This is a genomic window from Candidatus Hinthialibacter antarcticus (assembly GCA_030765645.1).
Lineage (GTDB): Bacteria > Hinthialibacterota > Hinthialibacteria > Hinthialibacterales > Hinthialibacteraceae > Hinthialibacter > Hinthialibacter antarcticus.
Map to the genome: position 1 here is coordinate 49,662 of JAVCCE010000035.1, position 13,291 is coordinate 62,952.

11 protein-coding genes are annotated in these 13,291 nt (G+C 50.4%); 6 read left to right on the forward strand and 5 right to left on the reverse strand.

Annotated features, from left to right (window positions below; genetic code table 11):
- Nucleotide 1 precedes the first annotated feature (1 nt).
- Together P9L94_08975 and P9L94_08980 are read right to left on the reverse strand one after the other, a co-directional pair.
- On the reverse strand, nt 2-1,594 hold the full coding sequence (locus P9L94_08975; GenBank protein ID MDP8244198.1) for an EcsC family protein: 1,593 nt from the start codon (nt 1,592-1,594) through the stop codon (nt 2-4).
- An 11-nt stretch (nt 1,595-1,605) separates the two neighbouring features.
- A complete protein-coding gene (locus P9L94_08980) occupies nt 1,606-2,346 on the reverse strand; it encodes a hypothetical protein (protein MDP8244199.1) in 741 nt (246 codons plus the stop codon).
- Nucleotides 2,347-2,433: 87 nt separating this feature from the next.
- On the opposite strand from P9L94_08980, the gene P9L94_08985 reads away from it, so the two are divergent.
- The gene (locus P9L94_08985) at nt 2,434-3,210 is read left to right on the forward strand and encodes a 3-ketoacyl-ACP reductase (protein MDP8244200.1); all 777 of its coding nucleotides are present in this window, start codon (nt 2,434-2,436) and stop codon (nt 3,208-3,210) included.
- 253 nt (nt 3,211-3,463) lie between these two features.
- Here the strand turns inward: P9L94_08985 and P9L94_08990 are convergent, their stop codons facing one another.
- Complete coding sequence (locus P9L94_08990) at nt 3,464-4,000, reverse strand: CPBP family intramembrane metalloprotease (GenBank protein MDP8244201.1); 537 nt, start codon at nt 3,998-4,000, stop codon at nt 3,464-3,466.
- A 405-nt stretch (nt 4,001-4,405) separates the two neighbouring features.
- Nucleotides 4,406-5,758: a Gfo/Idh/MocA family oxidoreductase gene (locus tag P9L94_08995; protein MDP8244202.1), complete on the reverse strand. Its 1,353-nt coding sequence runs from the start codon at nt 5,756-5,758 to the stop codon at nt 4,406-4,408.
- 532 nt (nt 5,759-6,290) lie between these two features.
- On the opposite strand from P9L94_08995, the gene P9L94_09000 reads away from it, so the two are divergent.
- Nucleotides 6,291-7,865, forward strand: coding sequence for a hypothetical protein (locus P9L94_09000; GenBank protein ID MDP8244203.1), 1,575 nt, complete (start codon nt 6,291-6,293; stop codon nt 7,863-7,865).
- Nucleotides 7,866-7,944: 79 nt separating this feature from the next.
- Nucleotides 7,945-8,643: a glycosyltransferase family 2 protein gene (locus P9L94_09005; protein ID MDP8244204.1), complete on the forward strand. Its 699-nt coding sequence runs from the start codon at nt 7,945-7,947 to the stop codon at nt 8,641-8,643.
- On the opposite strand, the gene P9L94_09010 is transcribed toward P9L94_09005, so the two are convergent.
- Nucleotides 8,611-9,579 (reverse strand): hypothetical protein, encoded by a 969-nt coding sequence (locus tag P9L94_09010; protein MDP8244205.1) that lies wholly within the window; start codon nt 9,577-9,579, stop codon nt 8,611-8,613. The two genes, P9L94_09005 and P9L94_09010, sit on opposite strands and share 33 nt — an antisense overlap.
- On the opposite strand from P9L94_09010, the gene P9L94_09015 reads away from it, so the two are divergent.
- The 3 genes from P9L94_09015 to P9L94_09025 all read left to right on the forward strand — a co-directional run.
- Entirely contained in the window at nt 9,578-10,249 is a 672-nt protein-coding gene (locus P9L94_09015) for a TIGR04282 family arsenosugar biosynthesis glycosyltransferase (protein MDP8244206.1), read from the forward strand. The two genes, P9L94_09010 and P9L94_09015, sit on opposite strands and share 2 nt — an antisense overlap.
- Nucleotides 10,250-10,368: 119 nt before the next feature.
- Nucleotides 10,369-11,724: a TrpB-like pyridoxal phosphate-dependent enzyme gene (locus P9L94_09020; GenBank protein MDP8244207.1), complete on the forward strand. Its 1,356-nt coding sequence runs from the start codon at nt 10,369-10,371 to the stop codon at nt 11,722-11,724.
- A gap of 514 nt (nt 11,725-12,238) precedes the next feature.
- A partial coding sequence (locus tag P9L94_09025; protein MDP8244208.1) for a hypothetical protein occupies nt 12,239-13,291 on the forward strand: 1,053 nt, incomplete at its 3' end.

Below are 13,291 nucleotides of genomic sequence, written 5' to 3' on the forward strand. Positions count from 1 at the left end.
CTTACTCTGGCTGGCTCTTTGCTGATTCGGCTTCTTTTAATTGAAGCAAGCGGTCGTGATAGACTTCTTGGGCGATTTTAGCGATATCTTTGGTGATTTTTTTGTTCATCACACCGCCGACTGCGGCGCCAATAAATGGGAGCACTTGAGCGGTTTTTCGCCCGCCCATCGAGATGCCGATTTTCTGCGCCGCCTTGGTAAGCCCTTGGACGAACATGCGTTTTTGCAACAGTCCCAGTGGAGAATTGGTTTTCATTAACTTCGCCGCCGCGCGCATTTCTTCCAACAGAGTGCGGCGGTCTTGTCGCATGGGGTGGGTATAGCCTTCGACCAGCAGTTTGACGGCGAACAGTTTTTCTTCAGGTTGAGTGACGTCAAATCCATAGCAATAACCGATTTGCTGAATGGTGCGCAATTGCAGCGCCAACAGCGATGCCGCGTCGACGCCCATTAAGAGAAATCCACCTGCGCCCGTCGCCACGCCTTCGACGGCGCTGAGCCATTCGCCTTGTTTGCGATAGGTTTTGGCGATGGCCTCGATTTGTTCCGCTGGCAGCCGTTGGATGTCATGCAGCGTGTGGATGTCGGGGTTTTGCTCAGCATATTTCTTCAAGATGGGCGCGGGGCTGGCGAGTTTCTCCCACAGGTGCAGGCTGCCCTCAATAAATAATGACAGCGTTTTTGCCGCATTTTCATAGAGAGTCGATTGCTGATTGTTTTCGTTGTTCCATTCAGGCGGCATGTCTTCCTCAGTTTTGATGGTCTGGAGATCGCTCATTTCATCTTGAACCGGAGTATGACTGCTTTCTTCCGGCATGATGATGTCTGGCTGGATGCTTTCGTTATCTAAATTTTCGGAAACGGAATGGTCTAAATCTTTCAGCATGACTTCATCGGGACGAATGGTGGAAGACGAGCGATAGGTTTTCATGGCTTCGACGCCGACGATGCGGTAAATCGACGCCAGCGCTTTGCGCCCCGCCATTTCGGATGCGCCCAGGTAAATCGCCCGCGACACCCAATATTGCGGGTTCACGACATTCACTGCCGTCCAAACGGCGTTAATGATGCGGCGTCCGGTACGAACGCCGCGTTTGTCGATGACAGTTTGGGTTTTCTCAAATATCTCTTTGGTTTGCAGCAGATGCTTGACGGAGACTTTTTGCAGCGGAGCGATGGGCGCAATCAGCGTCTTGATCTCACGGTGGACGCGCTCGCTCAATAATAGAATTTCATAGAGAGAGGCTTCATATTCAGGCCGGTTGGAATTGGGGTAATAGGCTGCCGCCACATCGCGGATCAAGGCAAAGCAATCATCGCGGATGTGTTCCAGATCAAACCAATGGGTTTTAGAAACCGTGCGCCAAATGTGCTTGACGCGCTGGTCGATCAGTTCTTGTGCTTGGCGGTCGGCGTCGCTGAGGTGTGAGAACAGCCGTCCTTCGCGTTCTTTTTGGCTAAGCGGTTTGAGTCCGCGTCGAATCAACAAGAATAGTCTAAGCCATTGCCAAGTATATCGTCCCAGAAAAAGAATGCCCGTGACGGTAAACATCGCCAGCAGCGCCCAAAGGTATAGGGGGAGGCTTATTGCCATTTTGGTTATGCCTAGTTCGTTGGCTTGTGGTTTCGGCCCATCATAAAATCTTCTTTGAGTAGACGGCCCTCTTCATCCCAAGACAAATACGGCCCCCAGGGGACGCCTTCAAAAAAATGGCTGTAGCTATGAATGCGCCCGTTGGGATGAAACTCATACGCGCCGCCATTGATTTTTCCCGCCCCGTTAAAGTGTTTCATTTTTCGTGGATTGCCGTTTGAGTAATATACGATGGATAGCCGTGGTTTCTTTCTAAATGATTCTTCGTAATATTCTTTGATCCCGCCTAACTGGTTCCATACAACAATTGCGCGAATTTGCCTGCGTGGGTCTTCGATGATGGTTTGGGTCGATTGACCGCCCTGGGAGTTTCCATGTTTTTTTGTTTCTTCGAGGAACCAGTTCAGCGTAAAATCGCTATACGATACATTGGCGGCAATATCGCCTCGCAACCGCCCTTCGATAACTTTCAATATCTGTTCGTTTTTCGGCCCTTCCAGGTTCTCTTGATAGGGGCGAGGCGCAAAAAATTCATCCTGCATCCAATCATAGAGAACGAAGGAGCCGTCGGGAGCGTTAAAAAAAACTTGAGAAGGGCCTGAGACGGCGACAATATTTGTTCGTGAGATGTCGGCGTACACCCATGCTTCGGTGGATTGTGAAGGGGCGTCTAGCCATGAATATCCCCATGCGACAGTCGCGACGAAAGATGCGCAAAAAACAAATAAGCCGGCTTCTTTAAGTATGTTCATAAAAAATCCATAGTTCGCCCCGTGACCTGGCGATGATATTGTTTCACAATTGGAGATGAAATATCTAAACGATCAAGGGGAATCGCTATGTCTACATCAATGTGCGCGCTCGTGACTGGGGCCAGCCGGGGCATCGGGCGGGGAATCGCTTGCCAACTCGCCCAGGCTGGATATGACGTGATGGTCAATTACGCAGGCAACCAAGCGGCGGCGAAAGAGACCCAAGAGAAGATTCAACAACTGGGGCGGCGCGCAGAAATCATCCAAGCGAACGTCGCCAATGAAGCCGATGGACGCCGTATGGTGGATGAGACCATCAAAGCCTTTGGGCGGTTTGATTTGCTGGTGAACAACGCAGGCGTGGCGCCTAAGGTGCGCGCCGACTTGCTTGACATGTCGCAAGACAGTTATGAATACGTTATGGACACCAACCTGAAAGGCCCGTTCTTTCTTACGCAATACGCCGCAAACAAGATGATTGAATTGCGCGGGCAGGGCGCTCAACAACAGGCGCGCATCGTGTTTGTTACGTCGATTTCAGCGTATACCGCGTCGATCAACCGGGGCGAGTATTGCCTGTCAAAAGCGGGACTGAGCATGGCGGTGAAATTGTTCGCCGACCGTCTCGCCCACGAAGATATATTGGTTTATGAGATACAACCCGGCGTGATTGCGACTGATATGACTTCGGGCGTGAAAGAAAAATACGACAAATTAATTTCAGAAGGCATGAGCCCTCAACCACGATGGGGGACGCCCGAAGACGTTGGCAAAGCAGTCAGCGCGATTGCGTTGGGGCATTTCGATTTTTCAACGGGATCATCTATCGAAGTCGGCGGCGGCTTCGGCATCCGGCGATTGTAATTAAATCGCTATCAAGTTTAATTTCTCGCCTTTTGATACAGTGTACTTTATGTTGCGAAAGGCGTGGGTACATCTCTCTTCGCTTCCGTGCGGGCTTTCAGGCCCTTTTGCACAGGCGCTCACAGAGATGCCCCCACGCCAGAATGGCTGGTCTACTGTTGGCAGTCCGTATTCCCACCTCAAACGAAATGGGTATGAGATGGATTCTCAAGACTCGATTTGATATCCCGCAGCTTTATCTTGGTGTATTTATTTAGGCGGTGCTTGCTAAGAATAAAATATAGACGACGGCGTTATGCAGCGCGTGGGCAATGTAGGTTACCCGCGCCGCTTTAAACCACGATTCTGACCAGCAAAACAAGAAGCAAACGGCGAACACCCAGCCCACAAAAAAAGTCTGAATGACGTGGGCTGGACCATTGGCGATATGCAGCGCGGCAAACCAAATGGAAGCCCACAGAATTTGAACCAACTTCTTGCGACGGACGACTTTTGCAAAGAACAACGGCAGGAATTGTCCGACAGCGGTCTCCATCATCGGCCCTGCGACCACGACGACGAGGATGCCGGCGATAACGCCTTGTTCTTGTTTGATCTGCTGTTTGAAATCTGCGGCGTCGGTGAAGTCCAATGGAAGAATCATAAAACCGATCACGAGATTGATAAACAATGCGGTGCAGCCAAAAAATAGCATTTGCGCCCATTCTGGCCAACGCCGCAGCATGGGAGACTCTGCGTCGCGAAACAGCGTGCTTGTGCGAATGGGGCGATTGGAGTGGGTTTCAGTCATTCTGGTCTCTAGATCAATGATTGTTCGAGTCTAGACAGAAACACGAAATAGAAAAAGGCGAGGCAGTAATAGCCTCGCCTTTTCATGTGAGCATTTCGAGTTCTCTACACGATTTCCTGGCGTTTAGCGGGTGGCAAGGGCAAGACAGCGAAACGGGCAGCCATTACAACACTGTCAGTGAAAACAAGGGAAGTCCAAATATCTCGCTATCCCCCCGGCGCTTGCAGCGCCACCCCCCTTTTTTAAGGGGGGCTAGGGGGGATCCTAAAAAGCGAGATTTGCTAAAAAGCGAGACTTGCTTTCAGTTACATGCTGGTTGAAGTTCATTTAGCCTTGGCTCGCCGCCCCATATGTCTATAACATTGGGATGAATTACTCCCTAACACGACACTAACGGAATGACGCTTACACGATTTCCTGGCGTTTGGCGTCCCAAGTGACGGTGCGTTTTTGGAAATAGGCTTCGACAGTCATGATGCAGGTGACGGCTTCCACGAAGGCTTCGTCCTCATTGTCTTTGGGTTTCTCGCGCGTTCTCATGCAATCAATAAAGTCTTGCATGTGAGTCGGCTGCTCAGGCGTCTGCGAGGGATCAAACGACTTGAATGGCTTATCAGTTTTAATCTCGCCCGAGTCTATTTTCGATTTGTATTTTTTCGACGTTTCTTCCACGTACACGTTGTAGTCGTTGGCGCCAGTGACCATGACGGCGTCTTTGCCGCGAATATCAATCTCAAATGGTCCCGGTGATTTGGCTTGGCTATTGAAACTCGAGTTCCACACTAAGGTCATGTCGAGGTGAGGATATTCAAAGATGCAGTTCCATGTGTCGGGAGCTTCACGACCGTCTTTCAATAAGTTGTTCTGACCGGAGCAGGCGCAGCTGCCGGGGATTCCCATGCCGAGAATCATTTGCGTATAGTCGAACGAGTGCGAGAGCAAGTCGCCGGAGATGCCGGTGCCGTAATCCCAATAGCAGCGCCAATGCCAGAATCGCTCCATGCTGAACGGATGGTAAGGGGCGGCGCCGAGGAAGCGGTCCCAATCCAAATTGGCTTTGACCATTTCTTCATCGGGGCGTTCAAAGTCTGAATACCAGCCATACCAGCGCCATTCATCTGTGCCCCACGGGCGGTTGCGAAAGATGCCGGTGCGGACAAAGGTGATCGGGCCGAGGATGCCAGTGTTAATGACTTCGCGGGCTTGGACGGCGGCGGCGCTGGCGCGGGTGTTGTGCCCTAATTGCATGACGGTCTTGTTTTGTTTGATGGCTTTGTACATGGCCTTGGCTTCGGGCAATGTTCGCGTCCAACACTTTTCGACGTAAATGTCTTTGCCCGCGTTGGCTGCGTCGATTGTCATTTTTGAATGCCAATGGTCGGGCGTCGCGATGACTACGGCGTCAACATTCTTATCTGCGAGCACGTCTTCATAATTATGGTAGGTTTTGACGTTTTTATTTGCGCTGGATTTCACGCCTTTCTCGAGGTGAGGTTTGTAGATGTCGCAAACCGCAACCACTTTCGCGCCTTTAGTGCCGGGGCGGTCCTTTTCAGGCTCCCCCGCGACGTCGACAATCAACTGCCCGCCGCGAACGCCGAGTCCAATATGGGCGACGCCGATGGTTTCGTTGGGGCTGTAACCGGCCGCCCACACCGCCGGAGCGGATGTCATTGCAGCAATCGCCGCAGCGCCTGAACCAGCGCCTTCTAAAAATGTCCGGCGGTTTACATTTGTTTTTTCTTTCTTTGTTGTCATTGCGCGAGTCCTCCAGGACGGGGTTTTGGTTTAAAACGAACTCTTCGGAAGATATTAAGGTTCCAAAATAAAAAAAACAACTCACGGATGACTATTTACGATCATGGATGATAAATAAATAGATAAGAGTGTGGTCTGCTTCATCATCATCCACTTAACTTGAAATTTATTAGGAGGATATGGGATTAATATCTAAATAGATTTAACACAAGACCTATCTACGCATATTGTTTTAAGTTTATATAAATGAGATGGTTGAATTGCCCCTGTTCGCTTTGTTGATAAAAATAGATGATTATGTCTGAAAAAAATGTAAATAAACGTAACGGTTTTTATCGTTCATTCCGCCGGACAGGAACCATGCTCCCGGTCGTTCTAAATGGGCTTCGATGTAAAAAAACATTCAAGCTAAAGCAGTTACGGTAACTCCGATAAAAAAAGATTTTCAGTAAAAAGACAAAATGCTCTTGCTAAGAACGTTAATTTCTTTTAAGATGGGGTGGTTAAATGACCATCGCTGTAAGGAGATTCCATGATGAAGAAAATTTCCGTGCGTTTTCTTCTCGTTCCTACCTTCTTTTTTGCGCTTGCTTTGGCAATGATGATTGGAACGACGACCGTTAACGCACAAACATCAGAGACGCCGACTGAAACGCCAGTTGAAACCCCGACTGCGACGCCAGTTCCACCGACGAACACTCCGGTTCCGCCGACAGCGACGCCTGAGTCTCCTGGTGAAACTCCTGTAGAAACCCCTACAGCGACCCCTGTTCCGCCGACGAACACGCCGGTTCCGCCGACAGCGACACCTGAATCTCCAGGTGAGACGCCGACGGCGACGCCAGTTCCACCGACGAACACTCCGGTTCCGCCGACAGCGACGCCTGAGTCTCCTGGTGAAACGCCAACAGCGACTCCGGTTCCACCGACGAATACTCCGGTTCCGCCGACAGCGACGCCTGAGTCTCCTGGTGAAACGCCAACAGCGACGCCGATTCCGCCGACAGCGACTCCAGAGTCTCCGACGGAAACTCCGACGCCAATTGTTCCGACTGCGACTCCAAAACCGACGAAGACGCCGATTCCGATCTTTGAGAACGCAAACCAAGGCATCAACTTGCTCGACCGCTTTGGCGGTATCCACGAGTTAGGCGATACATTAGGTTGGTTCGACTTCAACGGAGACGGTGAACTTGATCCTGCATCGAGTCTCGGCTTCTTGAGTTTCAACACGACAAAACAATATGTTGATCTCGAAATTCTGACGGCAGGTTCAGAGAGTACGGAAGTGAGCGCCGTTATTGCTGCGCGTAACGATGGATTTATCCGTTCCGTGCGACGCAATGCTGAAACTGGATTTATTCAGCGCAACTACTTACCGTCAATTGATCTGCGTCCTGTTGATATCGAATTTGCGACGAACGCAGACGGTTACTTTGCCTTATCAAAAGAAGGCGATGTCTTTGCCGTGGGCGCTGACGGTTCGTTGAACGCTTTCCGTACAATCCGTACTTCACGCACAGGCAAGAAGGCTGTTGATATGGAAGTTGTGTCGGGCGACCTCAACAACCCCGTCATTTACGTCCTGTTTAGCGGCGGATTGATTTCTCGCATTGATTCCCCAGCCGGAAGCGCATCTCCTGCGTTAACAGGGCCTCCGGTTTCTAACGTGCCTGCTTATACCGACCTCGAATTAATCGTCGAGAGCGGCATATTGGCTGGCGGTGTGGCCTGCACCGGCCCTGGCGACTTCTTTGAAGTCTACCCAGAGGGCGGCGAACCAACGGGAATCGAATTGCCGACGTTCTTCTTCGGCTCTAACTCGACGCTGGTTGGCTTTGCAGTGCAGAACGATCCCACGCACGGTCTCGGTATCTTTGCCGTAACGCGCTTTGGTTCGATTCACACCTTTGGCGGCGCTGACAACTTCTTGACCACGGTTCGTGAGAACCGCTTGTTGCCAGTCAATCCAGTAGACCCGATCGGGCCGTTTATCTTCTCGTTCACCGATCCATCGAACGGCGAAGAGATCTTTACAATTAACTCCGGCATCGGAGCGCCAATTGTTGAAGATATCGAAGTCTTCCTGGTGAATCCGGGCAACTAAGTTTCAATGAAATATGATTCTCGAAAGGGGTGGATCTGATCCACCCCTTTTTCTTTTGTACTTAAGGCAAATAAGGTAAATGATGAAAACCGAAGTGATTATTCCGGCCTATAACGAAGAACACTCAATCGCACAGGTGATTGAAGCCATTCCTGCGGGATGCGTTGAGCGAATCATCGTTGTTGATAACGCATCAACTGACGCGACAGCGTCGCTTGCGCGTGAGGCTGGCGCCCATGTTGTCTACGAAGGACAGCGGGGCTACGGCAGCGCCTGTCTACGTGGGATTGAAGAAGCCTCTGACGCGGATGTCATTCTGTTCTTGGATGCGGATTTTAGCGACGACCCATCGAAGGCGCCTGAACTATTGTCTCCTATCATCAATAATAAAGCCGATTTAGTGATCGGGTCGCGCATCCTTGGCGACGCCGACCCTGGCGCGCTGCCTCCACATGCGCGTTTTGGAAATATCCTGGCGTGCTTTCTGATTCGCCGTCTCTACGGATACGCCTTTACTGATTTGGGGCCGTTTCGGGCGATTCGGCGTGATGCGTTAGAGCGAATCGAGATGAAAGATACCAACTATGGTTGGACGGTTGAAATGCAGGTGAAGGCGGCCATCGCCGGGCTGCGTTGCGTTGAGATTCCGGTTCCGTATAAGATTCGAATCGGGCGCTCAAAAATATCCGGTACCATTTCGGGCAGCGTCAAAGCGGGAGTAAAAATCCTCTGGACTGTGTTTTCTTTATGGTTTCAACGAAGACCCGAGAGGAATTAACGGCGGTTCTTGTTGGGGCAAAAAGCGGACAAAGAAAAGCAAATCGCCTGCGTCATTTTTTCCGTTATGATTAAAATCAACTGATGGATCATTGGTTTGATATCGCGTCGCAAACAAAAATAAATCGCCTGCGTTAACTTCACCATCATTGTTTAAGTCGAGACTCAATGCTGAGGGCGTTGGAGTCGGGAACGGTACGCTGCCTTGCCGGTCGATCAGAAACCAGTTGCGGTTGCTCCAATATCCAGTGCGGCCTTCATCATCCAATGCGCGGACGCGCCATTGATACGTTTTTTGTACGAAGGGAACTCCTGCTAATACTAAAGAAACTTCGTTCAAGACGGTTCCGCCAGGTAAACGTATTTGGTTATCTAAATAGATTTGATATTCATAAGAAGAGGCTTCTTCTAAAGCGCTCCAGCGAAAATTGATCGCTTGGCTGGCATCAAGCGCTGCGCCATTTGCTGGATCAATCAATTGCGGCGCGGGCAGCGGCGTCGGCGTCGGTAAAAAGTCAGGCAGCGGCGTCCCTGTGGTTCCAATGGTGAATGAGAAAGCAGTTGGAGGAGCACTCGGAGGAAATCCATCCGCTAAACTTTGAACAGCCCATTGTATGATTGTTGTTCCTTGAAGGTCTTCTACTGAAAAAGTGAGAATGGTTCTAGTTTCAGGTGTAGTTATAAATTTAGGGAATTGATCGCTACTACTCCTATAATTGACCCGATATGATGTAGCGCCCGTAACTGCCGTCCATTGCAGGGGAATCTCAAACGCTTCATTGGGGTTTTGCAATATGGTCCCATTTGGCGGCGAGACTAACGTGGGCGGGTCCAATACGGCAGTTTGCGCATTCGACGTGAGTCCGCCAAACATAAAAACAAACAGCAGGACGAAAAATAAAAATTGAAATTGATTTCTTCTCGATAACATGACCATGAATATATCGCAGGCTTCCTTATTTGTCTTTGTGAAAAAACCCGCGCCCGGCGCCGTCAAAACGCGTCTGGGTGAAGCAATCGGTTTTGAAAATTCCGCCCGGTTATACCAGGGGTTGGCCGAAGTTTGCCTCAAGCGCTTTCAGCGCGTACGTAATGCGAATTGTACGGTCTACTTTGATCCACCCGAAGAGGCGCGCTTTTTTCAGCAATGGTTTGGCGATGGAGTTGAGTATCTGCCTCAATGCGTGGGAGGGCTGGGAAAACGATTGCAGCATGGCTTCGCCAAAATACTGAACAATTCAGACGCCGCAATCGCCTTGGGCAGCGACAGCCCTGACTTGCCATTAGAATATCTTGAACAGGCCGCTGACGCTTTATCAACTCATGATGTCGTTATCGGGCCTACGGACGATGGCGGGTATTATTGCACTGGATTAAAGAAACAGGTTCCAGAATTGTTTGACGGCATCCATTGGTCGACTGGCCAGGTTCTTGAACAGACGCTGCAACGCTGCGAATCGCTCGATCTTTCAGTCTACACCGCACCGCAATGGAGCGATATCGACTATAAAGATGATTTAATCCGTTTATGCAATTCAGACGATGCAGACATCAAGCGCTTCGTGCAACAACATGCTCAAATCTTAAAAGATATTCATGTGATTTGATAAAAATTATTCTTTCATTTCAATAGGCCTTGGCGAACGGGATCAAAATAAGGTAACGTAATAGAGCACCATGCCCGCCCTGCGCGGACGTCCATCTTTGTGAGTCGGGGAGTGACCCTATGCGACAACGAAAAATCATCTTGCCTGAAGACCAGATGCCGCGTCAGTGGCTCAATTTGATTCCGTATTTGAAAAAGCCGCCTGCACCGTATTTAAATCCACAAACGCTGGAACCTGCCAAGCCGGAAGAATTAGCGGTCATTTTCCCTAATGCTCTTCTTGAGCAGGAAATGAGTCCAGACCCTTGGATTGATATTCCTGATCCGGTTTTAGATTTTCTGACGCTATGGCGTCCAACCCCGTTGGTGCGCGCCTATGGCCTGGAAAAAGCGCTCGATACGCCCGCCAAGATTTATTATAAGAACGAGTCGCTCAGTCCAGCGGGCAGCCACAAGCCCAATACTGCCATCGCGCAAGCCTACTATAACAAGATGCAAGGCGTGAAGCGCATGACCACCGAGACTGGCGCAGGCCAGTGGGGAAGTTCACTCGCGCTCTGTTGCCAGCATTTTGATCTGGAATGCAAAGTCTACATGGTCAAGATCAGTGCACAGCAGAAACCGCACCGCTTGACTATGATGCGTATCTGGGGCGCTGATGTTGTTCCCAGCCCGTCCGATCAGACGGAATCAGGCCGCGCAGTTCTCGCGGAAGACCCGGATTGCCTCGGCAGTTTAGGCATCGCCATCAGCGAAGCGGTCGAAGACGCCGCCAAACGCGAGGACACCAAATACGGCCTGGGCAGCGTGTTGAATCACGTCTTGCACCACCAGACCATCATCGGCCTCGAAGCGAAAAAGCAACTCAGCCAGATCGAAATCGACCCGGACGTTGTTATCGGCTGCGTCGGCGGCGGCAGCAACTTCGCAGGCATCGCGTTTCCGTTCTGTGTGGATAAAGCGCAGGGACGCGATATCAAAATCATCGCGACCGAACCGACAGCCTGCCCGTCTATGACCAAAGGCCAACTGACTTATGATTTTGGTGATAAAGCCCAATCAACCCCATTGATGCGGATGCACACCCTGGGGCACGATTTCATCCCGCCGGGAATCCATGCGGGCGGTCTTCGCTATCACGGCATCGCCCCGCTGTTATCATGCGCGATTGAAGAAGGCCTGGTTGAACCGCGCTCCGTTCCGCAGACGGAGATATTCAACGCGGCGATGATTTTTGCGAAATCAGAAGGCATCGTCCCCGCGCCGGAAGCCTGCCACGCCATCGCGGGCGTGATCCAGGAAGCGGAAATCGCCAAAGAAGAAGGCAAAGAGAAGACGATTCTGTTTAACTTCTGCGGACATGGTCACTTTGATATGAGCGCCTATGAAGCCTATTTCGGCGGCAAATTGGTTGACTATGAATACCCGGAAGAAAAAGTCAAAGAGGCGCTTGCGCGCTTGCCAAAGATTGGATGAATGTAGCGACTGTCTTGATATTCAAGGCCAGTGTCATTGCGAGGAGGCCGAAGGCCGACGCGGCAATCTCACAAATCGAAAAGCGAGTCGCGATGACACGAACCAAACGTAGTCACTGTGACCCAGTAGAGTGGGCTCTTCATTGACTTAAGGCTCGGAACCCAGGCTTTTCGCCCCCTTTTTTAAGGGGGGTGGCGCTGAAAGCGCCGGGGGGATCTCAAAACAGTGAATGTAGGGTGGGTTCTTAACCCACCAGAATTATAATCCTGTGTGAAACTAAGAAGGGCGGATTCTTTCCGCCCTTTTCTTTGAAAATTGCTTGATATGTATCCCGCAATGGCTTATTCTAGAGCGGTTGTCAAAATACTGTGCGTAAAGCGCGCCCGTAGGGCTCAGCGATAGATACAGTTACGAAAACTCAATCCGCACATAATTCTGGCGACCACTATAAAAGGGTTCGTGAATCCCGGCTCTTGTCGTTGTATTGAAATCATCAATGTGAGTTGGTTCAGCAATGTCGATCAACATCCGGTTTTTCAGCTTTGCGATTGTAGTATTCTTGCTGGTTACGGCGATTGTCCCGAAACCAGTAGAAGCCATATCGTTGATTGAACTATTACGAATGCTCAAGCCGGAGCTGTTAGAAGAACTGCTTCGGGCGCATGAACCCACCCCGATACCGCCGACCCCGACAATACAGCCTACAGCGACTCGGGCTCCAACCCCGACTCCATCTCCGGTTCCGGTTCCTTTGGTGTATATCACCGATTCGATCATCGGGGATATAAGCGACCGCATCGACGGAATTCACCAGGGGATTGATACGGATTTGTATGTTGAGCGCGGCCTGGTCATCAATTGGAACGACGCGCTGCAATCGCAGGCGGCTGAATATCATGTCATCGTTTCACTGGATGGCGGCGCTAATTATCAATTTTTAGGAAAGACGCAATCGAATGGTGAATCCTATTTAAAATGGGAACCGGATAATCAACAAATAGATGAAAAATTCCAATCCGGGCCGCAAGATGGTCAAACTTACTTATTCAGCGTGTTTCGGATAGAACCGCAACCGGATCATACGCTGCTTCCCGTCTTTTTTGCTATCTCCGGTTTGGTTGAGATGGCGTTGACTGACATTCCCACGGCGACGAATACGCCTGTGCCTCCTACGAACACACCAACGCCAGAAGCAACATCAACATACACGCCAACCAACACGCCGACACCGACAAACACGCCAGTTCCCCCAACGCCAACAATTATTATTCCCACAGCGACAAACACGCCTGTACCGCCTACAGCCACGCCAACAATAGTGGTCCCAACCCCGACGCCTGGATATGTTTGGTTTGAGGGCTATGTTACTGAAAGAACTGGTGAACATAAGGGTGATGTAATTTCCAATGCGAAGGTACAACTTACAAATAAATTATATCAAGTAAGAACGCTTGACGAATCAATTGTTGCTTCTGGATATAACGGTGCTTCTTCAGCGCTTGTTCTTGATGGCACATTTGCAATAACTAACAATGAAGGATATTTTAAAATTGGGATTCTTCCGTCT

Excerpts from the sequence above, each read along its gene's own strand:
- P9L94_09020 (MDP8244207.1), top strand. The coding sequence starts at position 10,369 with ATGCGACAACGAAAAATCATCTTGCCTGAAGACCAGATGCCGCGTCAG.
- P9L94_09015 (MDP8244206.1), top strand. The coding sequence starts at position 9,578 with ATGAATATATCGCAGGCTTCCTTATTTGTCTTTGTGAAAAAACCCGCG.
- P9L94_08990 (MDP8244201.1), bottom strand. The coding sequence starts at position 4,000 with ATGACTGAAACCCACTCCAATCGCCCCATTCGCACAAGCACGCTGTTT.
- P9L94_08995 (MDP8244202.1), bottom strand. The coding sequence starts at position 5,758 with ATGACAACAAAGAAAGAAAAAACAAATGTAAACCGCCGGACATTTTTA.
- P9L94_09000 (MDP8244203.1), top strand. The coding sequence starts at position 6,291 with ATGATGAAGAAAATTTCCGTGCGTTTTCTTCTCGTTCCTACCTTCTTT.
- P9L94_09010 (MDP8244205.1), bottom strand. The coding sequence starts at position 9,579 with ATGGTCATGTTATCGAGAAGAAATCAATTTCAATTTTTATTTTTCGTC.
- P9L94_08985 (MDP8244200.1), top strand. The coding sequence starts at position 2,434 with ATGTCTACATCAATGTGCGCGCTCGTGACTGGGGCCAGCCGGGGCATC.
- P9L94_08975 (MDP8244198.1), bottom strand. The coding sequence starts at position 1,594 with ATGGCAATAAGCCTCCCCCTATACCTTTGGGCGCTGCTGGCGATGTTT.
- P9L94_08980 (MDP8244199.1), bottom strand. The coding sequence starts at position 2,346 with ATGAACATACTTAAAGAAGCCGGCTTATTTGTTTTTTGCGCATCTTTC.
- P9L94_09005 (MDP8244204.1), top strand. The coding sequence starts at position 7,945 with ATGATGAAAACCGAAGTGATTATTCCGGCCTATAACGAAGAACACTCA.